General features: G+C 72.5%; 26 protein-coding genes and 1 pseudogene. 8 read left to right on the forward strand and 19 right to left on the reverse strand.

Annotation, left to right across the window (positions count from 1 at the left end):
* Positions 1-13: 13 nt before the first annotated feature.
* The 4 genes and pseudogenes from ACIRF9_RS46875 to ACIRF9_RS46890 all read right to left on the reverse strand — a co-directional run bounded on the left by ACIRF9_RS46875 (position 14) and on the right by ACIRF9_RS46890 (position 3,411).
* Positions 14-214, reverse strand: a complete 201-nt coding sequence (locus ACIRF9_RS46875) for an I78 family peptidase inhibitor (protein WP_403836026.1) — start codon at positions 212-214, stop codon at positions 14-16.
* A gap of 338 nt (positions 215-552) precedes the next feature.
* Positions 553-1,571, reverse strand: a pseudogene (locus tag ACIRF9_RS46880) (helix-turn-helix transcriptional regulator).
* A 15-nt stretch (positions 1,572-1,586) separates the two neighbouring features.
* The gene (locus ACIRF9_RS46885; RefSeq protein WP_403836028.1) at positions 1,587-2,867 is read right to left on the reverse strand and encodes an ABC transporter substrate-binding protein; all 1,281 of its coding nucleotides are present in this window, start codon (positions 2,865-2,867) and stop codon (positions 1,587-1,589) included.
* Positions 2,836-3,411: a hypothetical protein gene (locus tag ACIRF9_RS46890; RefSeq protein WP_403836030.1), complete on the reverse strand. Its 576-nt coding sequence runs from the start codon at positions 3,409-3,411 to the stop codon at positions 2,836-2,838. The genes ACIRF9_RS46885 and ACIRF9_RS46890 overlap by 32 nt, the downstream gene beginning before the upstream one ends.
* A 121-nt stretch (positions 3,412-3,532) precedes the next feature.
* Here ACIRF9_RS46890 and ACIRF9_RS46895 point away from each other — a divergent pair, with 121 nt between their 5' ends.
* The 3 genes from ACIRF9_RS46895 to ACIRF9_RS46905 are packed head-to-tail and all read left to right on the forward strand — an operon-like array spanning position 3,533 to position 7,724.
* Positions 3,533-4,012: a hypothetical protein gene (locus ACIRF9_RS46895; protein WP_403836032.1), complete on the forward strand. Its 480-nt coding sequence runs from the start codon at positions 3,533-3,535 to the stop codon at positions 4,010-4,012.
* Positions 4,012-7,071, forward strand: a complete 3,060-nt coding sequence (locus ACIRF9_RS46900; RefSeq protein WP_403836034.1) for an ATP-binding cassette domain-containing protein — start codon at positions 4,012-4,014, stop codon at positions 7,069-7,071. The genes ACIRF9_RS46895 and ACIRF9_RS46900 overlap by 1 nt, the downstream gene beginning before the upstream one ends.
* Complete coding sequence (locus ACIRF9_RS46905) at positions 7,068-7,724, forward strand: ABC transporter ATP-binding protein (RefSeq protein ID WP_403836036.1); 657 nt, start codon at positions 7,068-7,070, stop codon at positions 7,722-7,724. The genes ACIRF9_RS46900 and ACIRF9_RS46905 overlap by 4 nt, the downstream gene beginning before the upstream one ends.
* Positions 7,725-7,773: 49 nt before the next feature.
* Here the strand turns inward: ACIRF9_RS46905 and ACIRF9_RS46910 are convergent, their stop codons facing one another.
* Entirely contained in the window at positions 7,774-8,475 is a 702-nt protein-coding gene (locus tag ACIRF9_RS46910) for a transglycosylase family protein (protein WP_403836038.1), read from the reverse strand.
* A gap of 514 nt (positions 8,476-8,989) precedes the next feature.
* On the opposite strand from ACIRF9_RS46910, the gene ACIRF9_RS46915 reads away from it, so the two are divergent.
* Positions 8,990-9,772, forward strand: a complete 783-nt coding sequence (locus tag ACIRF9_RS46915) for a hypothetical protein (protein ID WP_403836040.1) — start codon at positions 8,990-8,992, stop codon at positions 9,770-9,772.
* 77 nt (positions 9,773-9,849) lie between these two features.
* Positions 9,850-10,257 (forward strand): hypothetical protein, encoded by a 408-nt coding sequence (locus tag ACIRF9_RS46920; RefSeq protein ID WP_403836042.1) that lies wholly within the window; start codon positions 9,850-9,852, stop codon positions 10,255-10,257.
* 69 nt (positions 10,258-10,326) lie between these two features.
* Here ACIRF9_RS46920 and der read toward each other — a convergent pair whose 3' ends face one another.
* The 5 genes from der to aroH form a co-directional block, all read right to left on the reverse strand.
* Positions 10,327-11,808 carry a ribosome biogenesis GTPase Der gene (gene der / locus ACIRF9_RS46925; protein WP_403836044.1) on the reverse strand — a complete coding sequence of 494 codons (1,482 nt, stop codon included), beginning with the start codon at positions 11,806-11,808 and terminating at the stop codon, positions 10,327-10,329.
* A gap of 105 nt (positions 11,809-11,913) precedes the next feature.
* Positions 11,914-12,576, reverse strand: coding sequence for a lysophospholipid acyltransferase family protein (locus ACIRF9_RS46930; protein WP_403836046.1), 663 nt, complete (start codon positions 12,574-12,576; stop codon positions 11,914-11,916).
* Positions 12,573-13,259, reverse strand: a complete 687-nt coding sequence (gene cmk / locus ACIRF9_RS46935; RefSeq protein ID WP_403836048.1) for a (d)CMP kinase — start codon at positions 13,257-13,259, stop codon at positions 12,573-12,575. Before cmk ends, ACIRF9_RS46930 begins: the two co-directional genes overlap by 4 nt.
* A 134-nt stretch (positions 13,260-13,393) precedes the next feature.
* Positions 13,394-14,479 (reverse strand): prephenate dehydrogenase, encoded by a 1,086-nt coding sequence (locus ACIRF9_RS46940; protein WP_403836050.1) that lies wholly within the window; start codon positions 14,477-14,479, stop codon positions 13,394-13,396.
* A complete protein-coding gene (gene aroH / locus ACIRF9_RS46945; protein ID WP_403836052.1) occupies positions 14,476-14,838 on the reverse strand; it encodes a chorismate mutase in 363 nt (120 codons plus the stop codon). Before aroH ends, ACIRF9_RS46940 begins: the two co-directional genes overlap by 4 nt.
* A 180-nt stretch (positions 14,839-15,018) precedes the next feature.
* Between aroH and ACIRF9_RS46950 the strand changes: the two genes are divergently transcribed.
* Genes ACIRF9_RS46950 through ACIRF9_RS46960 form a run of 3 tightly spaced genes read left to right on the forward strand, consistent with a single transcriptional unit; the run spans position 15,019 to position 16,710 of the window.
* On the forward strand, positions 15,019-15,681 hold the full coding sequence (locus ACIRF9_RS46950) for a hypothetical protein (protein ID WP_403836054.1): 663 nt from the start codon (positions 15,019-15,021) through the stop codon (positions 15,679-15,681).
* A gap of 22 nt (positions 15,682-15,703) precedes the next feature.
* Complete coding sequence (locus tag ACIRF9_RS46955) at positions 15,704-16,282, forward strand: DUF6529 family protein (protein WP_403836056.1); 579 nt, start codon at positions 15,704-15,706, stop codon at positions 16,280-16,282.
* Positions 16,279-16,710 (forward strand): Rieske (2Fe-2S) protein, encoded by a 432-nt coding sequence (locus ACIRF9_RS46960; protein WP_403836058.1) that lies wholly within the window; start codon positions 16,279-16,281, stop codon positions 16,708-16,710. Before ACIRF9_RS46955 ends, ACIRF9_RS46960 begins: the two co-directional genes overlap by 4 nt.
* A gap of 18 nt (positions 16,711-16,728) precedes the next feature.
* Here the strand turns inward: ACIRF9_RS46960 and ACIRF9_RS46965 are convergent, their stop codons facing one another.
* The 9 genes from ACIRF9_RS46965 to ACIRF9_RS47005 form a co-directional block, all read right to left on the reverse strand.
* Positions 16,729-17,751, reverse strand: a complete 1,023-nt coding sequence (locus ACIRF9_RS46965) for an ADP-ribosylglycohydrolase family protein (RefSeq protein ID WP_403836060.1) — start codon at positions 17,749-17,751, stop codon at positions 16,729-16,731.
* A complete protein-coding gene (locus ACIRF9_RS46970; protein WP_403836062.1) occupies positions 17,748-18,476 on the reverse strand; it encodes an NUDIX hydrolase in 729 nt (242 codons plus the stop codon). Before ACIRF9_RS46970 ends, ACIRF9_RS46965 begins: the two co-directional genes overlap by 4 nt.
* Before the next feature lie 159 nt (positions 18,477-18,635).
* Positions 18,636-19,757: a pseudouridine synthase gene (locus ACIRF9_RS46975; RefSeq protein ID WP_403836064.1), complete on the reverse strand. Its 1,122-nt coding sequence runs from the start codon at positions 19,755-19,757 to the stop codon at positions 18,636-18,638.
* A 12-nt stretch (positions 19,758-19,769) separates the two neighbouring features.
* The gene (gene scpB, locus ACIRF9_RS46980) at positions 19,770-20,336 is read right to left on the reverse strand and encodes an SMC-Scp complex subunit ScpB (RefSeq protein ID WP_403836101.1); all 567 of its coding nucleotides are present in this window, start codon (positions 20,334-20,336) and stop codon (positions 19,770-19,772) included.
* A 56-nt stretch (positions 20,337-20,392) separates the two neighbouring features.
* Complete coding sequence (locus ACIRF9_RS46985) at positions 20,393-21,427, reverse strand: segregation and condensation protein A (RefSeq protein ID WP_403836065.1); 1,035 nt, start codon at positions 21,425-21,427, stop codon at positions 20,393-20,395.
* 18 nt (positions 21,428-21,445) lie between these two features.
* Positions 21,446-22,039 carry a hypothetical protein gene (locus ACIRF9_RS46990; RefSeq protein ID WP_403836067.1) on the reverse strand — a complete coding sequence of 198 codons (594 nt, stop codon included), beginning with the start codon at positions 22,037-22,039 and terminating at the stop codon, positions 21,446-21,448.
* Entirely contained in the window at positions 22,024-23,160 is a 1,137-nt protein-coding gene (locus ACIRF9_RS46995) for a ParA family protein (protein WP_403836069.1), read from the reverse strand. Before ACIRF9_RS46995 ends, ACIRF9_RS46990 begins: the two co-directional genes overlap by 16 nt.
* A 415-nt stretch (positions 23,161-23,575) precedes the next feature.
* Positions 23,576-24,700 carry an alanine dehydrogenase gene (gene ald / locus ACIRF9_RS47000; protein ID WP_403836071.1) on the reverse strand — a complete coding sequence of 375 codons (1,125 nt, stop codon included), beginning with the start codon at positions 24,698-24,700 and terminating at the stop codon, positions 23,576-23,578.
* A gap of 174 nt (positions 24,701-24,874) precedes the next feature.
* The gene (locus ACIRF9_RS47005) at positions 24,875-26,905 is read right to left on the reverse strand and encodes a tetratricopeptide repeat protein (RefSeq protein ID WP_403836073.1); all 2,031 of its coding nucleotides are present in this window, start codon (positions 26,903-26,905) and stop codon (positions 24,875-24,877) included.
* Positions 26,906-26,926: the final 21 nt, after the last annotated feature.

A 26,926-nucleotide genomic window follows, 5' to 3' on the forward strand; every position in this document is an offset into this window, starting at 1 on the left:
CCGCCCTTCCGGCTCAGCCCTTCCAGGCCCGCGCCACGCGGCCGTCGCGCACCTCGAAGTTCATCCGCCCGAAGCGGTACTCCATGGTGATGATCGTCCCGGGCGCCAGCGAGCGGACGGTCGACCACCCCCGTTCCCGGGCGAGCCGCTCGGCGCGCGCGGCCTCGAGGCCGACGTATTCGTCCGGATTGTCCTGGGGCTCATTCGATGCCATGCCTCCCACGCTAGGCCGCGCAGGGCCGCCGGGGAAACCCCGGAACGGGGATGTGGATCACTCCGGTCACACTTCTGTCACAGGATCACGACACGTGTTTCGGTCGAACTCCGTCACACGTACGAGCGGCTCCGGGAGTCTTCCCTACGCATTCGAACGTAATTCCTGCGCGTCGTCACACCTCCCCGAAAAACCCTGCGGAAAGTTCCCGGAGAATCCCCCCAGAGCCCCTTTCCCAGGCGATTGCGCACGGGTTCGCGGGAGCCGTCACCTCAGCTGACACCTCATAGGAAAAGCACCACTCCGCCACACAACCTACGCACGCGAAGGCGACGGCTTCACCCCCCTGCCGCGGATCCGCTCGTCCGCTCGAGCGCCCGGGACAGCCGGTCCCGCGCCGTCCTGATCACGTCGGTCAGCCCGGCCGGCTCCAGCACCTCGAACTCCAGGCCCGCCATCATCACGTGGATCACCATCACCTCCAGGCTCGCGGCTCCGGTGCGCAGGACACAGGCACCGGGCCCGTCTGCCTCCAGCGTCCCGGCCGAGGGCGAGAACCGCTCGGCGGCCTCCGCCAGGGGCACCAGCAGCCGGACGGTGGCCTGCGTGGCGTACGCGCGCGTGGAGACGCCCTGCGACACATAGGCGGCGAGATCCTCGGCGGGCGGCTCGCGCGGCTCGAAGCGCGGTCCGTGCGGCGGCTTCGGCGTGAGGCGGTCCACGCGGAACGTACGCCAGTCCGCGCGGTCGAGGTCCCAGGCGACCAGGTACCAGCGGGGCTCGCTGCACACCAGGCGGTGGGGTTCGACGGTGCGGCGGGTGGCCGTGCCGTCGTGCGCCTCGTAGGTGAAGCGGAGGCGTTCGGCGTCCCGGCAGAGGGCGGCGAGCTCGCTCAGCACGGCCGGGTCGACGGCGTCGGGGCGCGGGCCGCGCAGCATGGGGACGGTGAAGGAGTTCAGGGCGCCGACCCGGCGGCGCAGCCGGTGCGGGAGCACCTGCTCCAGCTTCGCCAGGGCCCGTACCGAGGTCTCGCCGATGCCCTCGACGCCCTGCCCCGCGGCGGTGCGCAGGCCCACGGCGACGGCGACGGCCTCGTCGTCGTCCAGGAGCAGCGGCGGCAGCTCGGCCCCGGCGCCCAGCTGGTAGCCGCCACCGCTGCCGGGGCTGGCGTTGACGGGGTAGCCGAGCTCGCGCAGCCGGTCGACGTCCCGGCGGACGGTGCGCGGGCTGACGCCGAGCCGGTCGGCGAGCTGCGCCCCGGACCTCCCCCACTGCCTGAAGGGCGTGGGCGGTGCCCCCAGCGGTGGGCCTGGAGCAGGGAGAGCAGACGCAGCAGTCGGGCGGAGGTCTCCAGCATGAGCCCCAGTCTGTCTCACGGGGTGTAGGGCAGTTGCGGGACGTCGAAGCAGGTTTGGGTCATCTCGCCCTGCGCCACCCAGCCCCGGCCGTCCTGCCAGCGGGCCACCGACAGACATGTGCGCCGGGTCCTCGGGGGTTCGGCGAGGCGCTCGAAGCGGACGGGGAGCAGCAGTCCGTCGGCGTCGTAGTCCTGACTGCGGTTCATGAAGTCGTCGACGCACGCGCGCGTGATGCCGTCGTCCGCGCACGACCGGGCGGCCCGCGTGAACCACATCGCGGCCGCCCATCCCTCCAGCTGCCACTGCGAGTGCGTCTCGAGGTCCTCGGTCGCGTCCCGGAACTCCCGTACGGCCGGCTGGGAGGTGTCCTCGTAGTCGCGGCTGGACCCGGTGGCCCACAGGGCGTTGCGGCAGGCCGGGGAGTCCTTGTAGTCGTCGGGGACGGTGGAGGTCCAGTTCTGCACGTTGGTGACCTTGGCGGTGACCCGTGCCCCGACCTCGTCCATGGCCTCGCACAGCTGCGCGTTGCCGTGCGTGTCGAGGGCGTCGAAGACGAGGTCGGCGCCCTCCGCCTTCAGATCGGCGGCCGCGGCACGGAAGTTGGGCAGCGCGAAGTCGACCTGTTCGCTGACGACCTCGTACCCCTCGGCCTTCAGCCCCCGCTCGACGAGCCGGGCGTAGGCGGCGGACGCGGACTGGTTGTAGGAGACGACGGCGGCCGTGCGGGCGCCGTGCTCGCGCTTGAAGTACCGGTAGACCTCCGTGCCGCCGTACAGCGTGCCGTCCCAGCCCGGGGTGCCGTCGCGGGGTGCGAGGCTGCCGTAGATGCCGTACAGGTGCGGCCAGGTGTCGTAGGCGGCGCCGATGGGCTGGCCGCCGATGTCGGGCACGCGCGCGTGGGAGACCCGGGAGGCGCCCGCGTAGTCGAGGGACGTGGTGGCGACCAGGGCGACGACCTTGTCCTCGTCGAGCAGCTTGTGCACACACGTGTTGTTGCCGACGCCGCTGCCGCCGTCGTCGCACAGCCGCACCTCGACCCGGCGGCCGTCGATGCCCCCGCGCGCGTTGAGCCGGTCGAAGAAGGCCACCGCTCCGTCGCGCGGCCCGGTGAAGGCGGCGCCGCCGACGGGGCTGGTGGCGCTGGCGATGACGCCGACCCGGACGACCGCGGCCTGCGGGGTCGTGGTGTGCTCGAAGTCGCTCTCCGGGAGCCGACTGCCGCAGGCCGCGCTCAGCAGGAGCAGCAGCGTGACGGCAGCGGTCTCAGCAGCCCGGAACCGCCGACGCGGACGCATCGCCGCTCAGCTCGACCAGCGCGCAGAGCGTGGTGACGGAGACCTTCCAGGTGCCGTCCTGCAGGACCGCCTTCCCGGAGGCGTTCGGCAGGGCGGTCGCGCCGTCGAGGGTGAGGGTGTACGTCACGGTCGCCTCGGTCGGGCTGGTGAACTCGACCTTCTCGACCTCGGCCGCCACCTGTCCGCCGCGCTGGTCCCCGCCGAACGCCTGGAGCACCGGCCCCATCATCCGGCCGTTCTCCAGCACGGCCACCTTGTCCTCGGTGGAGGTGGCCGGGTCGAAGAACTTCTGCCAGTTCCGCCGGACCTGCTGCTCGGCCGCCGCCGCGTCGGCGGGCGCGCTGGCCGCCGCGCTCGTGGGCGCCGGGGTGGCCGACGCCGAGGGCGAGGAGGCGCCGTTGCCGCCGTCGTCGTCGCTGCAGGCCGCGAGGGTCGGGGCGAACACGAGGACGAAGGCTGCCGCCACTGCCGTGCCCCGTCCCACCGCCCGGGAGCCGTTGCCCCGCCGTGCGTTCCCTCGCCTGAGGTCGCTCCCGAGAACCATCTGGCTCACCACCGGGTGTCGGCCCGGGCGTGCGCGCCCGGTGCTTTCAGGGTCAGCTTGCAGAGGGCATAGTGCAAGCCATTGGCCGACATGACCGTCGTACGACGTGTGGGAGCCGGAGATGCGGAGAGGACGACTGCGGACCCTGCGGCCCTTCCCGTGGGCCGGCCTGACCGCGCTGGCCGCCGGCGCGGTGCTGTGCGTGGTCGGCTGGTACGGCGTCTCCGGCGAGCGTTTCGCCGAACGGCAGTTGCCGTATCTCGCGTCCTGCACGATCCCGGGCGCCGCGCTGATCGTGGCCGGGGCGGTCCTGCTGACGTACGGGCGGACGCATACCGCGACCGCGCGCGTGGAGGAGCTGTACGGCCTTCTCGTGGCCACCGAGCCGGAGGAGCCCGAGGAGGCGGAGGCGCCGGCGGCGGTCGTGCCTGTGGCGGTCAGCGGTGAGCTGCGGATGGTGCCCGGCGGCACGCTGTGGCACCGCGCGGACTGCCCGCTCGTCGCCGGGAAGCCGGAGGCGGTGCCGGTGGACGGCGGGCTGCTGGCGAGCGGCGACCTCGACCCGTGCCCGATCTGCGAGCCGGACGCGGTGGACTCCTGATGTCGTCCCTGACCTACGACCTGACGCTCGCCGGCCTCTCGGTCGGCAGCGCGGCCGCCCTCACCGGGATCGGTCTGATCGTCACCTACCGGGCGACCGGGGTCCTCAACTTCGCGCACGGGGCGATCGCGATGGTCTGCGCGTACGTGCTGCGGCAGTGCGTGGTGGAGTGGGGGTGGCCGCTGTGGCCGGCGGCGGCGGTGACGCTGCTGCTGCTCGCACCGGCGATCGGGGTGGTGCTGGAACGGTTCGTCTTCCGTCCGCTCGCGGTTCTGGGGGGCGATCCCGCGCAGACCCTGGTGGCGTCGATCGGTGTGTTCGTGCTGCTGGTGGGCGGGGCGGCGCTGGTGTGGGGGCAGGGGGCGCGGGCCGACGTGCCGGAGCTGGTGCCGGCGGATCCGTGGGGGCAGTTGGCCGTGGTGCTGGTCCTGGCGGGCGGTGTCGGCGCGGTACTGCGTCCTTCCCGGGGACACCCCCGCGGTCGTCGGCGGTGGACGCGGTTCGGGCGGGAGCTGCGGGCGGTGGTCGACGACCGGGAACTGGCCGTGCTCGGCGGCGTCGACGCGGACCGGGTGGCGGCGGCAGGCTGGGCGTTCGGCGCTTTCACGGCCGGCCTGACAGGAGTGCTGCTGGCGCCGTACGTGCGTCTCGACCCGTACGGTCTGCCGCTTCTGGTGATGGAGGTCCTCTCGGTCGCGGTGGCGGCGCGGATGCGCAGTCTGCCGCTCGCGGTGGCGGTCGCGCTGGGCATCGGGATCGCGCAGAGCCAGCTGACCCGGCTGCACCCGTCGGGCTGGGGTGCCCCGTTGCTGCAGGCGATCGGCGCGAACCTGTTCGTGGTGGCGCTGCTGGTCGCCGCGCTCGTCCTGCCCGGCGTGGGCACGCGCGACGCGCTGCCGCCTCCGGCGGGGGCACGCGTGCGTACGCCGCCGGGCGCGTGGCTCGTGGCCTCGGTGCTGTTCCTGCTGCCGCTGGGGTTCGCCGGGTCGGACCTGCACACCGCGATCCAGGTGCCGGCGCTGGGCGTGATCCTGCTGTCCCTGGTGGTGGTCACCGGCCGCGGCGGCCAGATCTCCCTCGGGCAGGCGGCATACGCGGGCCTGGGTGCCCTGTTCACCGCGCTGCTGGCCGCGGGCCGCTTCCCGGGTCTGCCCCGCCTTCCCGAGCTGGCGGCACTCGCCGTGGCGGTCCTGCTGGTGGCCCCGCTGGGCCTGCTGACCGGCTGGCCCGCGATCGGCCGCCACGGTCTCGCGCCGGCCCTCGCGACCTTCGCGGTCGGCGTCGGTGTGAGCCGCTTCGTCTTCGCCCAGCCGTACGCCACCTCGGGCCTGTCCCTCGGCCGCCCCGCGGGCTTCGACGGGGACCGCGCCTACTACGTCCTGGAGCTGGCCCTGCTGGCCCTGGCTCTGCTGGCGACGCGGGCGCTGCGCCGGGGCCGCACCGGGCGGGCGCTGGCGGCGATGCGGGACCACGAGCCGGGCGCCTCGGCGGCGGGCGTGCGCGTGCCGTCCATGAAACTCCTCGCCTTCGTCGCGGGGGCCGCGCTGGCCGCCCTCGGCGGCGCCCTGCTCGGCATGGGCCTGCGCGCCTTCGACGCCGGCGCGTACGACCCCGTGCGCGGCCTGCTCTGGTTCGCGGCGGTGATGGTCCTCGGCGCCGACAACCCCCTGGGCGCCCTGACCGCGGCGGCCCTGCTGGTGGGCCTGGACGCGGGCGCCAGGGGCGGGGTCGCGGCGGCCCTGGTGGGCATCCTGGCGGCACTGGCGGGACGCTTCCCCGACGGCCCGTACCAGGCCCTGCGAGCGGCACACGCCCGCGTGCGGCCACGAGGGGTGCTGACGCCACTGGGGGCGCGGGTACGGCGGAGACTGCGGGCAGCGGGGAGGACGGGCGAGGAGCGACAGCCGGGGTACGGCGCGCGGACGGACCCCCGCGACATGGCCCGCCCTGCTCGTACGCCGTCCCCACCGGGAGGCACCCCGCGCGGCACGCTCCGGCCCGGACGCGGACCGTCCCCACCGGAAGACGTCCCACGCGACACGCTCCAGGCCGCCCGCACACCGTCCCCGCCCAGGGCCGTCCCACGCGGCAAGTCCACGACACCCGGCACACCGTCCCCACCCGAGACAGTCCCCCACGACGCGCTCCAGGCCGCCCGCACACCGTCCCCACCGGGAGGCACCCCACGCGACGCGCTCCGTGCCGGACGTACACCGTCCCCGCCCGGGGCCGTCCCACGCGGCGAGTCCGCGACCGCCCGCACATCGTCCTCACCCCAGGACGCCCCCCGCGCGACCCCCCGCAAGCCGTCCCCGCCCGAGGGCACTTCGCGCCGCGCGTTCGCGGCCGCCCGGAGGCCGGCACCGCCGCCGCCTCTCCTCAGCGCCCGTCACCTCGAAGCCCGCTACGGGCGCTTCACCGCGCTCGACGGTGTCGGTCTCGATGTGCCCGCCGGACGGGTCACCGCCGTGGTGGGGCCCAACGGTGCCGGGAAGAGCACCCTGTTCCACTGTCTCGCCGGCACGCTGCGCCCCGCGCGCGGGCGGGTGCTGTTCGGCGGGCGGGACATCACGCGGCTTCCCGCGCATGCCCGTACCCGGCTCGGTGTCGCGCGGACCTTCCAGCAGTTGGCCGTGTTCCCGTCGCTGACCGTGGCGGAGAACGTGCGGGTCGGTGCCGAGCAGGGGCGGCTCGCCGGGCCGGAGGCCGTGGAGCGGGCGCTGGCGTTGTTCGGGCTGGACGGGCCGGTCCCTGCGCGGCGCGCCGCCGGACTGCCCACCGGCACGCTCCGCCGGGTCGAGCTGGCCCGGGCGTTCGCGGGGAGCCCGCGTGTGCTGCTGCTGGACGAGCCCGCCGCCGGACTCGACACGGCCGAGGTGAGCGCGCTCGCGAGGATCCTGCGGGCGCTGGCCGCCGACGGCACCGCCCTGCTCGTCGTCGAGCACGACCTCGATCTGGTCGCCGGCCTCGCCGACGTCGTGCACGTCATGGCGGCGGGCCGGATCGTCGCCTCGGGCCCGCCCGACCGTGTCCTCGACGTCCTGGAGGCGACGACGTGATCTCGCTGCGGCACGCGCGCGTGCGGTACGGCCCCCTGGAGGCCCTGCACGGCGTCACCCTCACCGCCCCGGCTCCGGGCCTCACCCTGCTGCTGGGCCGCAACGGCTCCGGCCGTACGACGGTGCTGCGGGCGCTGGCCGGGGCCGTGCCGCTGTCGGGGGGCGCGGTGGTGTGGGACGGGACGGACGTGACCCGGATGCCCGCGTTCGAGCGGGCCCGGCGCGGGCTGCGCCTGGTGCCCGAACGGCGGGCGGTGTTCGGTTCGCTGACGGTACGGGAGAACCTGGACCTCACCGCGGCCGACCACACGCTGTACCCGCAGCTGGAGCCCCTGCTCGGGCGCCGCGCCGGAACGCTCTCGGGCGGTGAGCAGCGCATGGTGGCCCTGTGCCGCGCCCTGTCGGCACACGCGCGCGTGGTCCTCGTCGATGAGCCGGCCCAGGGGATGTCCCCGGCGGTCGCGGCCCGTACCTACGCCCTGCTGGCCTCGCTCGACGCGTGCGTGGTGCTCGCCGAGCAGCGGCTGCCGCCCGCGCTGCGCGCCCGCAGGGCCTTCGTGTACGAACTGCGGCGCGGGGCCGTCGTGTTCGGCGGGGAGGCGGTCGAGTGGGCGCGTCGCGCCCCAGACGGCGCGGCCCCACCCGGTGGGTGAACCGGATGGGGCCGCGACGGCCGGCGGGGCGTCCGCTTCGGACGGCGCCTCAGATCGCGAGGCGCTGACCCGGCAGGATCAGGTCGGGGTCGCCGCCGACGACGCCCTTGTTGGCGGCGTAGAGCCGCTGCCAGGTGGTGTTGTGCGCGGCCGCGATGGTGCTGAGGGTGTCGCCCACGCGGACCGTGTAGTCGCCGCGGCCGGTGCCGCGCGAGGTGTTGTTCGTCGAGCGCTCGGGCGCCTTCGACGCAGCGCTCTTCGACGAGCCGGACTTGGTGGCCGGCTTCGTCGACCGGGTCGACGTGCTCGGCTTGCTCGACTTGCTCGAGTTGCTCGACTTACTGGATGTCGACTCGGTGGAGGATCCGGAGTTCGCCGGTGCGCTGCCGGTCGCTCCGGCGCGGGCCGAGCAGACCGGCCACGCGCCCCACCCCTGGGACTTCTGGACCTTGGTGGCGACGGCGATCTGCTGGGCCTTGGTCGCCTTGTCGGCGGTGGACGCGTAGGCGGTGCCGCCGTACCCGCGCCAGGTACTGGCGGAGAACTGCAGTCCTCCGTAGTAGCCGTTGCCGGTGTTGATGTGCCAGTTGCCTCCGCTCTCGCACTGGGCGATGCGGTCCCACACCCCGCTGTCGGCCGCCGCGGCGTTGCCGGTCGCGGCCAGCAGTCCGAGGGGGGCGAGCAGTGCCGCCCCGGCGAGGACCGCCGTCGTACGCGTCTTGCGGGGCTGGTTATCGGCACATTCGGACATGAAGTTCCCTCTCTACGGACCCGGGCCTCCCCCGGGCGGGGCGCTTCCCACGTGTCGACGCGGGTGTCGCGCTCCGCCCCGTCCACCGGCGGTGTCGCTGCGCGTTGTCTGGCTCTGCGCGGCCGTTGGACGTACCCGAGCGGTGCTCGCTGCACACGGCGGAGCAATCTAGGGAGCCTGACGAGCCGTTATCAACCAAATGCCTGTTGTCGCAGGCCAGTTGATGGTTACCGCAAGTAGCGGTGAGTTTCGGCCACCCACTACATACGGAGATTTCAGGATTTGTCGGATGGCGACCCGGGCACGCTGTGAGTCAGTTCACGGAACCAACCTCCGTGACCTTCCCGTTACTTGACAAGGAGTGCCCGATTCCACACTTAAAGTGACCAACCGTGTTCGGTGATTTGATCGTGCCGGACGTTCAGCGTGACCCCCACCACAGCTCCCCCGTTGTCATCTCATGAGCCGGGGAGCCACCCGGCCCGTCAACGCACCGCATTCCGAGGGAGTCACCGTGCCGCGCATGCTCGACGTCAGCGACGAGGTACGCGCCGAGATCGGCGACGAAGAAGCCGACCGGCTGCTCACCGGAGAGAACGCCCCGGGCAGTTACGACTGCACGTCCTGCCGCACCCCGGGCGACTCCGCGCACGAGCGCACCAGCACCGTCCTGTTCATCGGGGACGAGACCGCCGTCCTCGCCTTCGCCCACGCCACCTGTCTGCCCTCGCAGGTCGTCCAGGTCACCGAGGAGCAGCTCCAGGGAGCCGTCCGCTCCATCAGCGGCGACACCGTCGACCTGGACACGGAGAAGGTCGTCCCCGAGCAGGCCGTGCTCGGTGTGACCAGCGGACTCGTCCTGCTCGCCGGAGAGTTGCACCCCGCGCTGGTCGTCGAGCCCACCGCGCCCATCGTGCGCCCCGGCACCGTCGGAGCCGGCGACGACTTCCTGCCGCTCCTCATCGAGCAGGGCTTCATGCCGCTGTCCGAGCTGTCGGAGGTGCCGCCGGTGCAGCACGGCTGGTCCGTGCTGCTGGCGATGGGCCAGCTGCACGCCGTACTGCAGCCGTCCGTGAACGGCGGGCAGCCGGTCGCCTGGTGGCAGGCCCACCAGCCGCTGCAGGTGACGGAGGGGTGGCGGGCCGCCGCCAACAAGCACCAGCAGGTCCTGATGTTCGCGGCGCCGGTGGGCTCGATCGGCCGCCAGCCGCGGGAGGACCTGCTGCGGGACGCGCTGGACAGGGCGGCGGCGAACGGGAAGCTGGTGGGGGCGGCGCTTCCTCTCGCCGGGACCTGAGATTCGCCTCGTGCGCCGCAGCCCCGCGCCCCTGCCGGTAACCGCATCTCTTGAAGTGCGCCGTCGTTTGGACATACGTGCACACCTACGAGGTTCCCCGCCGCCAGTCCTACCAGTCGATCCCGTCCGCGCGACCGGCCCAGGACTCCCAGGGCGGCCCATCGGCCACGCCGATCTACGACGCGCTCTACGCCGAGTACGTCAAGACGTTCCGCTCGCTGCCGGGCGACCGCAGCGGCGAGGACAACCTGGGGTTCACCGCTTTCGGGAACATCCCGAACAGCACGGGGGGCGCGCCGACCGCGTACCGGCCGGGCTCGTTCAGCCACTCCTACAGTGCCTACAGCGCGGGCGCCCAGACCGCGCGACAGCAGTCGCAGTGGCAGCGCGTCGGCCAGGTCGGTCAGTCCGGCCAGCAGCAGACACAGACCGCGATGGTGCCCGTCCCGGCCGCGCTGCCGCCCGGGCCGCGAAGAAGTCTGTGAGCAACGGGAGTCCGTGACACGGCCGGAGGGCGGTTCCCCTGGGGGAACCGCCCTCCGGCCGTGTCGGCGTCACTTCTTCTTGCCGCGCTTCTCGCGCACCCGCACCGAGATGTGGATCGGGGTGCCCTCGAAGCCGAACTCCTCGCGCAGGCGGCGCTCGATGAAGCGCCGGTAGCCCGCCTCGATGAAGCCGGAGGCGAAGAGGACGAACCGCGGCGGCTTGGTTCCCGCCTGGGTGCCGAAGAGGATGCGCGGCTGCTTGCCACCCCGGATCGGGTGCGGGTGGGCGGCGACCAGTTCCCCGAGGAAGGCGTTGAGACGGCCCGTCGGGACGCGGGTCTCCCAGCCGGCGAGGGCGGTCTCGATCGCCGGGACCAGCTTCTCCATGTGCCGGCCGGTGCGCGCCGAGACGTTGACCCGGGGCGCCCAGGCGACCTGGCCGAACTCGGTCTCGATCTCCCGCTCCAGGTAGTAGCGGCGCTCCTCGTCGAGGGTGTCCCACTTGTTGTAGGCGATGACCATCGCACGGCCCGCCTCGACCGCCATCGTCACGATGCGCTGGTCCTGGACCGAGATGGACTCGGAGGCGTCGATCAGGATGACCGCCACCTCGGCCTTCTCCACGGCGGCGGCCGTGCGCAGCGAGGCGTAGTAGTCGGCGCCCTGCTGGAGGTGGACGCGCTTGCGGATACCGGCCGTGTCGACGAACTTCCAGGTCACGCCGCCGAGTTCGATCAGCTCGTCGACCGGGTCGCGAGTGGTGCCCGCGAGTTCGTTGACGACGACGCGCTCCTCGTTCGCCACCTTGTTCAGCAGCGAGGACTTGCCGACGTTCGGGCGGCCGATGAGGGCGATGCGGCGCGGTCCGCCGATCCCGGTGCCGCCGAAGCTCTGCGCGGGCGCTTCCGGCAGCGCCTCCAGGACGGCGTCCAGCATGTCGCCGGTGCCGCGGCCGTGCAGCGCGGAGACCGGGTACGGCTCGCCGAGGCCCAGGGACCACAGGTACGCCGCGTCTGCCTCGCCGCTCGGCCCGTCGACCTTGTTGGCGGCCAGCACGACGGGCTTGCCGGCCTTGCGCAGCAGCCGTACGACCGCCTCGTCGGTGTCGGTGGCGCCGACCTTGGCGTCGACGACGAACACGACGGCGTCGGCGGCCTCGATCGCGTACTCGGCCTGCGCGGCCACGGAGGCGTCGATGCCGAGGACGTCCTGCTCCCAGCCGCCGGTGTCGACGACCTTGAAGCGGCGGCCCGCCCACTCGGCCTCGTAGGTCACGCGGTCACGGGTGACACCCGGCTTGTCCTCGACGACGGCCTCGCGCCGCCCGATGATCCGGTTGACGAGGGTCGACTTGCCGACGTTCGGACGGCCGACGACGGCGAGCACGGGCAGCGGCCCGTGACCCGCCTCCTCGATGGCGCCCTCGACGTCCTCGAGGTCGAAGCCCTCTTCCGCGGCGAGCTCCATGAACTCCGCGTACTCGGCGTCGCCGAGCGCCCCGTGGTCGTGCTCGAATCCGTCCGAGCCGCCGGGCTGGATGTGGTCGTTCATGAAGTCCGTACCTCGTCGTTCATCGTGGTGATCGGTGGATCACCCCGTTCGTCCCGGGTGACCCACTACTCAGTGTTGCCCGGCGCCCGGTCGGGCGCGCGGCGTTTATTCGCCCGCCGTGCGGCGGCCGGTGAGCCGCCTGGCGTGCTCCAGGTGCGCGGCCAGGTGCTTCTGGATGCGCTCGGTCGCCTCGTCCAGCGCCTTGCGGGTGCGCCGTCCGCTGCCGTCCCCCGCCTCGAACGGGTCGCCGAAGACGATGTCGACCCGGGAGCGCAGCGGGGGAAGCCCCTTTATCAACCGTCCGCGCTTCTCGGAACTTCCCAGTACGGCGACGGGCACGATCGGCGCCCCGCTGCGTACGGCGAAGTAGGCGAGCCCGGCGCGCAGGGAGGCGAAGTCGCCCTCGCCGCGGGTGCCCTCCGGGAAGATGCCGAGGACACCGCCGTTCTCCAGGACGCCGAGCGCGCGGGCGATGGCCGTACGGTCGGTGGACGCACGATCGACCGCGATCTGGCCGGTGCGGACCATGAACGTGCCGACCGGGCCGACGAACGCCTCCTTCTTGACGAGGAAGTGCGAGGCCCGGGGCGCCACGCCGATGACCATCGGGCCGTCGAGGTTGTGGGAGTGGTTCGGCGCGAAGATCACCGGACCGCTCGCGGGGACCTTCCAGGCACCCAGCACGCGCGGCTTCCACAGCCCGTACATCAGGCCGACGCCGATCCGGCGCCCGATCTCGGCGCCCCTCGCGGAAGGCAGATCGCTCACTTCGCGGCTCGCTTCTCCTCGACGAGGGTGACGACGCACTCGATGACCTGGGCCAGCGTCAGCTCGGTGGTGTCCACCTCGACGGCGTCGTCCGCCTTGGCGAGCGGGGAGGTCTTGCGGGAGGAGTCGGCCGCGTCCCGCTTGATCAGCGCCTCACGGGTGGTGTGCACGTCCGCGCCCTTCAGCTCACCGCTGCGGCGGGCGGCACGGGCCTCGGGGGAGGCGGTGAGGAAGATCTTCAGATCGGCGTCGGGCAGCACGGTCGTACCGATGTCGCGCCCCTCGACGACGATCCCCTTCTCCGCTCCGGCGGCCAGCGACCGCTGCAGCTCGGTGATCCGGGCCCGCACCTCCGGTACGGCGCTCACCGCGCTGACCTGGGAGGTGACCTCCTGGGTACGGATCGGGCCGGCGACGTCGATGCCGTCGACGGTGATCGTCGGGTTCGCCGGGTCGGTGCCGGAGACGATCTCCGCCTTGCCCGCGACGGCGGCGATGGCGGTGGGGTCCTCGATGTCGATCCCGTTGGTCACCATCCACCAGGTGATCGCCCGGTACTGGGCGCCGGTGTCCAGGTAGCTCAGCCCGAGCTGGGCGGCCACGGCCTTGGACGTGCTCGACTTGCCCGTGCCGGAGGGACCGTCGATGGCGACAATCACGGGCTGGGCGGCGCCGTTTTCCACGGGGGGACACCTTCCTGGTGCGAGGCGGTGGGTGTACGGGGCGCGACTGTGCCCCGCACAAGGTTACCGGGCATACGTCACCCTCTTGGCCGAGGTGCACGCCGAGCAGCCGGTCCGGGGGCGGCGGCCCCCGGCTACTGCCGGATGGCCCACCCACGCTCACGCAGCGCCGAGGACAACACCACCGCGGACTTCGGCTCGACCATCAACTGCACGAGACCCGCCTGCTGCCCCGTCGCATGCTCGATGCGCACGTCCTCGATGTTGACCCCCGCCTGCCCGGCGTCCGCGAAGATCCGGGCCAGCTGCCCCGGCTGGTCGTCGATCAGCACCGCCACGACCTCGTACACCCGCGGAGCCGCCCCGTGCTTGCCGGGGACGCGGACCTGCCCGGCGTTGCCGCGGCGCAGCACGTCCTCGACGCCGTCGGCGCCCTCGCGGCGCTTGGCCTCGTCGGAGGACTGCAGCGCGCGCAGCGCCTGCACGGTCTCCTCCAGGTCGGCGGCGACGTCGGTGAGCAGGTCGGCGACCGGGCCGGGGTTCGCGGAGAGGATGTCGATCCACATCCGGGGGTCGGAGGCGGCGATCCGGGTGACGTCCCGGATGCCCTGTCCGCACAGCCGTACGGCGGCCTCCTCGGCGTTCTCCAGGCGGGCGGCGACCATGCTGGAGACCAGGTGGGGCATGTGGGAGACGAGCGCCACGGCACGGTCGTGGGCGTCGGCGTCCATCACCACGGGGACGGCCCGGCAGTGCGAGACCAGTTCCAGGGCGAGGTTCAGCACCTCGGTGTCGGTGTCCCGGGTCGGGGTCAGCACCCAGGGCCGGCCCTCGAAGAGGTCGCCGGTCGCGGCCAGCGGGCCGGACTTCTCCCGGCCGGACATGGGATGCGAGCCGATGTACGCCGACAGGTCCAGGCCGAGCGCCTCCAGCTCGCGGCGCGGCCCGCCCTTGACGCTGGCCACGTCGAGGTAGCCGCGGGCCACGCCCCGGCGCATCGCGTCGGCGAGCACCCCGGCCACATGGGCGGGCGGGGCCGCGACGACGGCGAGGTCGACCGGCCCCTCGGGTGCCTCGTCGGTGCCGGCGCCGAGCGCGGCCGCCGTACGGGCCTGCTCCGGGTCGTGGTCCTCCAGATGGACGACGACGCCGCGCTGGGCGAGGGCCAGGGCGGCGGACGTACCGATGAGGCCGGTACCGATGACGAGCGCGGTTCTCACTGGGCGATGTCCTTGCGCAGGGCGGCGGCGGCACCGAGGTAGACATGGCTGATCTCGGCGCGGGGCCGGTCGGACTCGATGTGCGCGAGTATCCGCACGACCCGCGGCATGGCGCCCTCGATGTCGAGTTCCTGCGCGCAGATCAGCGGCACGTCGACGATCCCGAGCTTGCGGGCGGCGGCCGCCGGGAAGTCGCTGTGCAGGTCGGGCGTGGCCGTGAACCAGATGCTGATCAGGTCGTCCACGCTGAGGGAGTTCCGCTCCAGGACGGCGGTGAGCAGGGCCCCGACCTGCTCGTCCATGTGCCCGGCCTCGTCGCGTTCCAGTTGGACGGCTCCCCGGACCGCTCGTACCGCCACGGCGCTGCTCCTTGCTGATGTACGGCTCTTGAGACATCCAGCCTAGTCAGCCGCTGCCGGGCCGGGTGCGCTCCGCCCGCCCGCTGAGACGGACGTGCCCCCGTACGCCCTTTACGCCGGGCGCGGCTTCCGCTGTCATGACGGGGTGACGGCAGGACACCCGCCTCGGGGAGGGCCGACATGAAGCGTCCGGGACCCCTGCTCACCCTGCTCGCGGGACTGGTGCTCGCCGTGTTCCTGCTGGCGCTCAACGCGACGACGGGTACGCCGGGCGGGACGAACGCCTCGTCCTCCCGGCAGGAGAGATCACCGAGTCCGGCGCCCACCCGGAGCTCCGGCTCCCCCGGCCCCACCGCCACGGCCTCCGCCACTCCGCCCCCGAACGCCGACTACGCCGGCCGCACGGACGACGACTCGGCGGCGATCGCCCTGTCCCTGCGCGACGGGAAGGCGATCGCGTACTTCTGCGACGGCCGTACGAAGGAGTCCTGGCTGAAGGGCGACGTCGAGGACGACGGCACCCTGCGGCTCACGGGGAAGAACGGCGCCCGGCTGGACGGCACGCTGAAGGAGGGCAAGGTGATCCGCGGCACGGTCGACGTGGCGGGCGCGCACCACGGGTTCACCGCCGACAAGGCGAAGAAGCCGTCGGGGCTGTACCGGGCGACGGCCACCGTGCGCTCCGCGACGATCGACGCCGGCTGGATCGTGCTGAAGGACGGCACCCAGGTCGGCGTCCTCACCCGGGACGGCCTTGCGTCCCCCGCGCCCGGGTTCGATCCGGAGACCGGCGCGGTGACGGTCGACGGAGAACGGCTCACGGCCCGCCCCGCCACCCCCTGACCACACCACCAGGGAGTCGATCATGTCCGTCGACCCGAACGCCGTCACGCAGGACTTCCCCTCCCCCGAACCGCCCGGCTCGCACCCCGCCCGCTATCTGGTCCCTGCCCTGGCGGCCGCCGCGGTGGCGGTCGCCCTGGGGGTGTACGGCAGGGTCCACGACCCGTCCGGGACCGTCTTCAACCTGGCGGGCCTCGGCAGCACGATCGCGGTGAAGTCGTGGCTGGCGACGGCCGCGGTGTTCTTCGCGCTGGTCCAGGGCGTGTCGGCGCTGATGCTGTACAGCAGGCTGCCGGGCCCTCGCTGGTCGGGAACCCTGCACCGGTGGTCGGGCCGAGCGGCCTTCCTGATCTCGGTCCCGGTTGCGGTCCACTGCCTGTACGCGCTTGGCTATCAGTCATACGAACAGCGCGTTTTGTGGCACTCCCTCCTGGGTTGCTTCTTCTTCGGCGCCTTCACTGCCAAGATGCTGCTGCTCCGCTCGGAGCGACTCCCGGGCTGGCTGCTGCCGGTCGTGGGCGGACTGGTCTTCGTCGTGCTCACGATCATCTGGCTGACATCCGCGCTCTGGTACTTCCGCACTTTCGGAGTGACGACATGACTTTCTCCCCGACACGGCGCACCGTCCTCATCGCCACGGGCGGCGCGGCCGCGGCGACCCTCGCCGCGGGCTGCGACGACGACGACGGCGGCTCCTCGTCGACCTCGACCACGACCGACCGGTCCACCACCGGCGCCGCCGGTGAGGAACTGGCGAAGACCAGTGAGATCCCCGTCGGCGGCGGCAAGATCTTCGCGGGCCCGAAGGTCGTCGTCACCCAGCCGACGGAGGGCGACTTCAAGGCCTTCTCCGCGGTCTGCACCCATCAGGGCTGCACGGTCAGCACCGTCGCCGACGGCACCATCAACTGCGCCTGCCACAAGAGCGAGTTCCGCATCTCCGACGGCTCGGTGGCCGCGGGCCCGGCGACCGAGCCACTGCCCCAGGAACAGATCACGGTGACGGGCGGCTCCATCACACTGGCCTGATCACCCACACTGGCCTGATCACAGGTCCCACAGCGCCCCGAGCGTCACCAGTTCCCCCTGGTACTCGATCCGGTCCGCCCACGGCGTGGGCCAGGCCTCGGCACCGGCGTACGCGCCCGCGAAGGCGCCCGTCAGACAGGCGATGGAGTCGGAGTCGCCCGAGGAGCAGGCGGCCCGGCGCAGTGCGGTCACCGGCTCGTCGGGGAAGAGCAGGAAGCACAGCAGCCCGGTGGCCAGGGCCTCCTCGGCGATCCATCCCGCTCCCGTGGCCAGGCACGGGTCGCTCTCGGGCGCCGGGTCGCGCAGCGCGGCCTCCAGGCTGTCCAGGACGCCCAGGCACTCGTCCCAGCCCCGCGCGATGAAGTGCTCGGGGTCCGGGTCCTGACTGCGGGTCCACAGGTCGCCGAGCCAGCGGTGGTGGTAGCGGGTGCGGTTGTCGAGGGCGTACGACCGCAGCAGCGCGACCAGTCCGGCCGGCTCGGCCCCCTGCACGAGCAGCCGTACGGCGTGGGCGGTGAGGTCGGAGGCGGCGAGCGCGGTGGGGTGCCCGTGCGTGAGCGCGGACTGGAACTGGGCGGCCCCGGCGCGCTGTTCCTCACTGAGACCGGGGGCCAGACCGACGGGGGCGACGCGCATGTTGGCGCCGCAGCCCTTGGAGCCGATCTGGCTGGCGTCCTGCCACAGCCGCCGGTCGTCCTTCAGCAGGTTGCAGGCGGTCAGGCAGGTCCGCCCCGGGGCCCGGTTGTTCTCCGGCGACTGGTACCAGTCCACGAACTCCTCGCGCAGGGGCCGCTCCAGCCGCGTCGGCACGAGCAGCCCCCGGTCCATCGCGGTGCGCATGGCGCGGGCCACGGCCAGTGTCATCTGGGTGTCGTCGGAGACGAAGGGGCGCTTGGGCAGCTCCATCTCCCGCCAGGGCCCGCACTTGGCGAGGATCGAGGGGACGTCGTTGAACTCGGTGGGGAAGCCGAGCGCGTCCCCGAGGGCGAGGCCCAGCAGGGATCCGGTGGCGGCGCGCTTCTTCACGGTGGTCATGGTCATGCGGATCGTCCTTCCCGGGGCGGTCGAAGCAGGGGCGGGTGGAGCGCGGTGGCGGTGCCCGCGCGGTAGAGGGCGGCCGGCTTGCCGCGGCCGCCGGTCAGGCGCGCGGCACCGGGCACGGGCTCGACGAACCCCGGTGTGGCCAGCACCTTGCGGCGGAAGTTGGGACGATCGAGCCCCGTCCCCCACACCGTCTCGTAGACCCCCTGGAGCTCCCCGAGCGTGAACTCGGGCGGGCAGAACGCGGTCGCGAGGCAGGTGTACTCGAGCTTGGCGCCGACGCGGTCGTGGGCGTCGGCCAGGATCCGGTCGTGGTCGAAGGCGAGCGGCCCGGCCGTGTCGTACGGCAGCCAGCGGGCCTGGGCCGCGTCGCCGCCGCCCGTCGGTTCGGGCGCGTCCGGCAGCAGCGCGGCGAAGGCGACGGACACGACCCGCATCCGGGGGTCACGGCCGGGCTCGCTGTAGGTGCGCAGCTGCTCCAGGTGCAGACCGGAGAGGTCGTCCAGGCCGGTCTCCTCGGCGAGCTCGCGCCGGGCGGCGGTCTCGGCGGACTCGTCCGGCAGCACGAACCCCCCGGGCAGCGCCCACCGCCCGGCGTACGGCTCCTGTCCCCGTTCGACGAGCAGCACGTGCAGCGTGCCGGAGCGGAGGGTGAGCACGGCGAGGTCGACGGTGACGGCGAAGGGTTCGTAGGCGTACTTGTCGTAGCCCTGCACGACCGCCACCCCCTTTATGGTCAGTGTGACTAATAGTCGTTACGACTATAAAGAGCGTCGTCGGTCGGCACAAGCCCCTGGCGCCGCTCTGAGCGCCTTCTCCGCAAACGGAAGCGGCCGACACCGGAAAACCCGGCATCGGCCGCCACAGCCGCACTCAGGACGCTTCTAGAGGTCGACCTCCTGCATCAGCATCCCGACCTCCGTGTTGGACAGCCGCCGCAGCCAGCCCGACTTCTGGTCGCCCAGGGTGATCGGCCCGAAGGCGACCCGCACGAGCTTGTCGACCGGGAAGCCCGCCTCGGCCAGCATGCGGCGCACGATGTGCTTGCGGCCCTCGTGCAGCGTGACCTCGACCAGGTAGTTCTTGCCGGTCTGCTCGACGACCCGGAAGTGGTCCGCGCGCGCGTACCCGTCCTCCAGCTGGATGCCGTCCTTGAGCTTCTTGCCCAGGTCGCGCGGGATCGGGCCCACGATGTGCGCGAGGTAGGTCTTCTTCACGCCGTACTTGGGGTGGGTCAGCCGGTGCGCCAGCTCGCCGTGGTTGGTGAGCAGGATGACGCCCTCGGTCTCGGTGTCGAGCCGCCCGACGTGGAAGAGCCGGGTCTCGCGGTTGGTGACGTAGTCCCCGAGGCACTGCCGCCCCTCCGGGTCCTCCATCGTCGAAACGACCCCGGCCGGCTTGTTCAGCGAGAAGAACTGGTACGACTGCGTGGCGACGGTCAGGCCGTCGACCTTGACCTCGTCCTTCTCCGGGTCGACCCGCTTGCCCTGCTCGAGCACGATCTCGCCGTTGACCTCGACCCGCGCCTGCTCGATCAGCTCCTCGCAGGCCCGCCGGGAGCCGTAGCCCGCGCGCGCGAGGACCTTCTGCAGCCGCTCGCCCTCCTGCTCGGCGCCCGGGAAGGTCTTGGGCAGCTTGATGTCCTTCTTGCCCGCGTACCGCTCGCGGTTGCGCTCCTCGGCGCGCGCCTCGTACTCACGGGAGCTGCCGGGTGCCGTACGGCCACGACCGGTGCCCTGGCCCTGCCTGGGCCCGCCCTTGGCGCCGCCGCGCGCCGAGGCGCCACGACCCGACTTCGGGCCGTCCTGAGTGGCGCCGGGGCCCACGTCGTAGCGCCGCTCCTCCGGGCGCGGCTTCTTCGGCCGGCCGCCCTGCTTGTCGTCGCGGGCGTTCCCGGCGCCGCGGTAATTACCGCGGCCACCGCTGCTCCCGCCGCGGCCGCCGCTGTTGCCACCACGGCTCCCGCCGTTGTTTCCGCTGCTGTTCCTGCCGCTGCTGCTTCGCATCAAAGTTCCGTCTTAGTCGTCTACGTCCGCTGCGCCCGGCGCGTCGGGCGCGTCCGGGTCGAACGACGGCACCGCTTCCTGGGTCTCGGCCTCGATCGCCTCCGCCTCCGGGAGGAAGGGCGCGAGCTCCGGGAGCTCGTCCAGACCGCGCAGGCCCATCCGCTCCAGGAAGTAGTTCGTCGTCGCATACAGGATCGCACCTGTTTCGGGTTCCGTGCCCGCCTCCTCGACCAGACCCCGTTGCAGGAGGGTGCGCATCACACCGTCACAGTTCACTCCGCGCACCGCGGAGACCCGGCTGCGGCTGACCGGCTGCCGGTACGCGACCACGGCCAGCGTCTCCAGCGCGGCCTGGGTGAGCCGGGCCTGCTGCCCGTCCAGGACGAACCGCTCCACGGCCGGGGCGTACTCGGCCCGGGTGTAGAACCGCCAGCCACCCGCGACGAACCGCAGCTCGAAGCCCCGCCCCTGCACGGTGTACTCGTCGGCCAGCTCGCGCAGCGCGTCCGCGACCTGCCGCCGGGGCCGCTCCACGATCTTCGCCAGGTGCTCCTCGGTCGCGGGCTCGTCCACGACCATCAGGACGGCCTCCAGGGCGCCCTTGAGATCGAGCGCGGCGACGGTGTCCTCGGTGGTCACTGTTTCTTCTCCTTCCCGGGCTCCTCGGGTGTCTCCGGCGGCCGGTCGAACTCGTCGGTGACCATCGGCGCCGCGTCCCCGTCCCCACCCGTCCAGCGCACGAGCAGCTCCCCGAGCGCGGTCTCCTGGTCGAGCGCGACCGCCTTCTCCCGGTACAGCTCCAGGAGCGCGAGGAAACGGGCCACGACGGTCAGGGTGTCCTCGGTGTCCGCCACCAGCACCCGGAAACTGGCCTCCCCCAGCTCCCGCAGCCGCGCGACGACGATCCCGGCCTGCTCCTGCACGCTCACCAGCGGCGCGTGGATGTGATCGACGTACACCTGCGGCTTGGGCCTGGGCTGCATCGCCTTCACGGCGAGCCTGGCGAATCCTTCCGCCCCGATGCTGATGACCACCTCGGGCAGCAGCTCCGCGTGGTGCGGTTCGAGGCCGACGGTACGGGGGTAACGGCGGGCCTCCACGTCCAGCCGGTACGTGAAGATGTCGGCGATCTGTTTGTACGCGCGGTACTGGAGCAGCCGCGCGAACAACAGGTCCCGCGCCTCCAGCAGCGCCAGATCCGCCTCGTCCTCGACCTCCGCCGCGGGCAACAGGCGGGCGGCCTTGAGGTCGAGCAGTGTCGCGGCGACGACAAGAAACTCGGTGGTCTGGTCGAGGTCCCAGTCCGGCCCCATGGCCCGGATGTGCGCCATGAACTCATCGGTCACCTTCGACAGCGCGACCTCGGTCACATCCAGCTTGTGCTTGGAGATCAGCTGGAGCAGCAGATCGAAGGGCCCTTCGAAGTTGGCAAGCCGAACCTTGAAGACACCGTCGGGGGCCTCCGGCGGCACATCGGCCTCCGGCACCTCCTCAACAACGGGTACCTCTTCGACAGCCACGGGCTCATCGGCGAACGGCTCCTCCTGGGGAACCGGCGCGTCCAGAGGTCTATCCGGCTCCGCCCGCGGAGCTCCCGGCCCCCGCCCCAGCGCGCGCCGGCGACCACCGGCGGCACCGGGTGCGGGACTGGGAACGTCGTTCGAGGTCATAGCCCCCGCAGGCTACCGCTACCGCCCGCGCAACCGTCGTACGAGGATGCTCGCATCCCCACGGGTCTCCAGGTCGGCGAGGACCACGGCCACCGCCTCCCGCACGATCCGCCCCCGGTCCACGGCCAGCCCGTGCTCACCGCGGAGCACGAGCCGGGCGTGCTCCAGATCCATGAGCTCCTCGGCGGACACGTACACGGTGATCTTCTCGTCGTGCCGCTCACGCCCACTGGGCCGCCGGGCGGCCTGCCGCCCCCGCTTGCGCTGCTGAGCCTCGCCTGCGGCGGCAGCGGCGGCAGAACCTTCCTGCGCCGGTGCCGCCGGCCGCCGCGCGGGGCGTTCCCCGGCGACGGTCCGGCTGCGCGGCTCGGCGTCGGTCTGTTCGGCGTCGGCCGCCACATGCTCCGCGCCCTCGCCGTCCCCGCCCTGCGCGGGCACGGCCTGTGGCGCGTCCTCGCCCGGGCCGGCCGCCACCCCGTCGCTCTCGCCCGCCGGCGCGGGCACCCGGACCTCGCCGTTGGCCTGGCGCCGGGGGGCGGACGGCTGCAGCGCCATTCCCCCTGTCGTACGGAAGAGTTCGTCGGCCCCCGGCAGACTCACTCGGCGTGACACCGGGCGAGCACCTCCCTGGCGAGCTGGCGGTAGGCGGCGGCACCGACGGAGTTGGAGGCGTACGTGGTGATCGGTTCACCGGCGACCGTGGTCTCCGGGAAGCGGACCGTGCGCCCGATGACCGTGTGGTAGACGTGGTCGTCGAACGCCTCGACGACACGCGCGAGCACCTCACGGCTGTGCACGGTGCGCGAGTCGTACATGGTCGCGAGGATCCCGTCGAGCTCCAGCTCGGGGTTGAGCCGCTCCTGGACCTTCTCGATGGTCTCGGTCAGCAGCGCCACACCGCGCAGCGCGAAGAACTCGCACTCCAGCGGCACGATCACCTTGTGCGCGGCCGTCAGCGCGTTGACGGTGAGCAGGCCGAGCGAGGGCTGACAGTCGATGACGATGTAGTCGTAGTCGTCCATCAGCGGCTTCAGCGCCCGCTGGAGGGTCGACTCGCGCGCGACCTCGGAGACCAACTGGACCTCGGCGGCCGACAGGTCGATGTTGCTCGGCAGCAGGTCCATGTTGGGGACCGCCGTCTTCAGGAGCACCTCGTCGGCCGACATGCCCCGCTCCATGAGCAGGTTGTAGACCGTGAGGTCGAGCTCCATCGGGTTGACGCCGAGACCGACCGACAGCGCGCCCTGCGGGTCGAAGTCCACGAGCAGCACCCGGCGGCCGTACTCCGCGAGCGCGGCACCCAGGTTGATGGTCGACGTGGTCTTGCCGACGCCGCCCTTCTGGTTGCACATCGCGATGATCGTCGCGGGACCGTGGTTCGTCAGCGGTCCCGGGATCGGGAAGTACGGCAGCGGGCGTCCGGTCGGGCCGATGCGCTCCCGGCGCTGGCGGGCAGCGTCGGGCGCGAGCGTGGCCGCGTACTCCGGGTCCGGCTCGTATTCGGCGTCGGGGTCGTAGAAGTGCCCGTCGGGCAGTTCGTCGTAGTCGGCGAAGTGGTTGTGGGGCGCGCCACTTCCGTCGCCGGCCATGGCGTTCACGTGATGACCGTCCATGCTCTGGTGTGCTGACAGAGCCGTGCGGGGGCGGGTCCGGCTCTGGTGGGCTGCGAAGGTTCGGACAGCGACGGAGCCGACAGCCTGAGGCCCCGCGGGGCCCGGGCCCAGCGTAGGCATTCCTGGTTGACCACCCCCGGGAGCAAATGTCGACTCATTCACAAGTCGTCTTACCTCCTTGGTGACCAGGAAACTTCTAGACAAGGTCAGCGTGGCACCATGCCGACGGTTGGCGACTCTATGGCGTGTCGGGCGTCCGCAGCAACACAATCCGCCGGACCCGGCCCGATGTGTCGGCAATGAAACATGTCGCTGTCAAGGGCGTACGGCCGTCGCACGGCAGGTTCGACCGGTGTGCGAATCGGTCGAAGGGTTACGTTCGAGGCGAGTTGGCCGAGAGCCGCAAAGTGACCATACACACATCCGGCCGGACCTTGTGGGGCAAGGTCCGGCCGTGTGTGAGCCGTTGACGCGCCTTGTTGACGTATCGCCTTTGCGAAAAGGTGACTTAATCGTGGCGCTCACGGAAGGGGGCTCAGCCGAGCAACTGGTCGAGCTCCACGTGCTCCAGGCCGTGCGCCTCGGCCACCTCGCGGTAAACGACCTGTCCGTCATGCGTGTTGAGGCCCCGGGCCAGCGCGGCGTCGCGGCGCAGCGCCTCCACCCAGCCCCGGTCGGCGAGTTCGACGATGTAGGGCAGCGTGGCGTTGGTGAGCGCGTAGGTGGAGGTGTTGGGGACGGCGCCGGGCATGTTGGCGACGCAGTAGAAGACCGAGTTGTGGACCTGGAAGGTCGGCTCGGCGTGGGTGGTCGGGCGGGAGTCCTCGAAGCAGCCGCCCTGGTCGATCGCGATGTCGACAAGGACACTTCCGGGCTTCATACGGGACACCAGCTCGTTGGTGACCAGCTTCGGGGCCTTGGCGCCGGGGATGAGCACGGCACCGATGACGAGGTCGGCCTCGAGGCAGGCCTTCTCCAGCTCGAAGGCGTTGGAGACGACGGTCTGGATCTTCGTACCGAAGATCTTGTCGGCCTCCTTGAGCTTGTTGATGTCCTTGTCGAGCAGGGTCACGTGGAAGCCCATGCCGATGGCGATCTGCGCCGCGTTCCAGCCGGAGACGCCACCGCCGATGACGACGGCCTTGCCCGCCGGCACGCCCGGGACACCGCCGGGCAGCACGCCGCGGCCGCCGCCGGCGCGCATCAGGTGGTAGGCGCCGACCTGGGGGGCCAGCCGACCGGCGACCTCGGACATGGGCGCGAGCAGCGGCAGGGCGCGGCCCGGAAGCTCGACGGTCTCGTACGCGATCGCGGTCGTCCCGGACTCCAGCAGGGCGTCCGTGCACTCCTTGGACGCGGCCAGGTGCAGGTAGGTGAAGAGCGTCTGGTCCTTGCGGAGGCGGTGGTACTCCTCGGCGATGGGCTCCTTGACCTTCAGCAGCAGGTCGGCGGTGGCCCACACCTCGTCGGCCGTCTCCAGGATCTCGGCACCGGCGGCCACGTACTCCTCGTCGACGATCGAGGAGCCGACGCCGGCGTTGCGCTCGACGACGACCTGGTGGCCGTGGCGCACGAGCTCGTGCACACCGGCGGGGGTGATGGCCACCCGGAACTCGTTGTTCTTGACCTCGCGGGGGATGCCGACCTTCACGTCGATCACGGTCCTTGGCTCAGAGGGTGTTGTGGGGCATAGCAATACATACCCGGATGGAAGGGATGCACCGGGATACACCGCAGGAGAAGGTGCGGCAGAGCCAGTCTAATGAAGGTGTTCCCGCTGTCCAGCCTTTCAATGCATCAATCTTCAGCGGGTGTACTACGGATTTCGCAGGCGTTAGGGCTGTGTTCCAGCCGATTCGGGGTCCGGCTCCCGCTCCTGGGGCTCCTCTCCCAGCAGACGCTCCGCCGCGCCGCGGTGCAGTCCGGCGGCCGTCGGGTCGCCGAGATGGTCCAGGGTGTCGGCGAGCCGCAGCCGCACCGCCGCCTGCAACCGGGTGTCCTCGGCGCGCCGCGCCCACTCCAGCGCCTCCTCGCAGGTGCGCAGCGACTCCTCGGGCCGGCCCGCGTACTCCTGGACCCGCGCCAGCTCGCTCAACGCCCGTGCGTAGGCGGCCACATCGCCGTTCTTGCGGTGTCCGGCCACCGCCGCCCGCCAGGCCCGCTGTGCCTCGCCGTAGCGGCCCGCGTAGGTGTGCGCGGTGGCGATCCGGCCGTACAGCCGGGCGGCGTCCTCACGCTCGTCACGGGCCAGCCGCTGGGCCAGGGCCCGGCCGAACCAGTCGGCGGCCCGTTCGTAGTCCCCCAGCTCCAGATGCGCGCCGCCTACGGATTCCATCGCGCGGCCCGTCGCGTACGGGTCGTGCGCCGCCCGTCCGGCGTCCAGAGCCGCCCGGTAGCGCACCAGGGCCTCCGCGGTGCGCCCGGTCCGGGCGTCCACGTCGGCCAGGTTCAGCAGGGCGGCGGCCTTCTCCCGGGGCAGGTCGCGGCGCTCGGCCACGTCGAGGACGAGCTGGTGGATGCCGTACAGGTCGGACGCGGCCGCCCGGGTGCCGAAGTGCGCGACCATCGCCCTGACCAGCTGGGACATCAGTCGGCGGGCCAGGGTGTCCAGCTCCCCGTCCGCGACGGCCGCCCGGGCGGCCGCGAGCAGCGCGGGGCGGCGGGCGCGCAGCCAGTCGGCGGCGGCGCGCGGGGTGGGGAAGCGCAGGGCGCGGGGCGTGCCCTGGAGCCTCTCGCGGGCCTGGGGGTTGTCCGGCTCGGTGACGGCCCGGCAGGACTGCAGCAGCCGTACCGTGCGCTCGAGCATGCGGGCGCGGGCCAGCAGGAGCTCGGCGGGGCGCTCGTGGGTCTCGGCGGCGGCGCGCAGCAGCGGGTGCAGCGCGCCGGGGACCTCGTACTCGGGCAGCGGGGAGTCGACGGTCCGCAGCAGCCCGAGGGCGGTGAGGTCGTCCAGGGTCTTGCGGGCGGCGTCGATCGAGCAGCCCGCGAGCGCGGAGGCGGTGTGCGGGTCGACGAGTCCGGCCGGGGCGAGCGAGAGCAGGCGCAGGGTGCGGGCGGCCGGGGCGGGCAGACCGGCGTGGACGAGCCCGAAGACCCGGCTGAGCGGGGTGCCGTCGTCGCCTTCCGCGTGCAGTTGCTTGGCGAGGTCGGAGACGGCCGCCTGGGGGCGGGCGGCGAGCCAGCCGCCGGCCAGGATCAGCGCGGCGGGCTGGCCCTGGCAGGCCTCGACGAGGCCCTCGGCGGCGCGTGGGTCGACGGTGATGCGGACCGAGCCGGTGAAGCGGGTGAGGAGTTCGAGGGCGGATTTGGTGTCCAGCCCGCCGAGGGTGCAGGGGCGGACGTCCGCGATGCCGGTGAGAGGGCCCGCGGAGACGGCGACGAGCAGGCATTCCGGGGTGTCCGGCAGCAGCGCGTCGACCTGTTCCGCCCCGGCCGCGTCGTCCAGCAGGATCAGCGCGCGCCGGCCGGCGAGGGTCTCCCGCAGGGTGGCCGCGAGCTCGTCCTCGTCGGCGCCGGCCGGGGTCGGCAGGTCCAGGGCGGCGAGCAGTTCCCGGGCGGCGCGCTCGACCGGGACGGGGGTGCCGTCGGGTTCGGCGAGCCGGGCGCGCAGGACACCGTCGCGGTAGCGGCCGGCGACCTGCCGTACGAGTTCCTCGGCGAGCGCCGTACGCCCGGATCCAGGCCGGCCCGCGATGAGGAGCACACGTGCGCGGGGCGCCTTCTTCCCGGTCAGGGTGTCCAGGCCGGTGCGCTCTATGTCGGCGCGCAGTTCCTTCAACTCCCGGGTACGGCCCAGGAATTGGCCCCGTGTCGCGGCGTGTCCGGACAGCTGAACGCCGCCTGTGTCCACTGCCTGATCCGTCACGGGCCACACTCCCGTCCCACG

Source organism: Streptomyces sp. NPDC096132, from assembly GCF_044763345.1.
Taxonomy (GTDB): Bacteria; Actinomycetota; Actinomycetes; order Streptomycetales; family Streptomycetaceae; genus Streptomyces.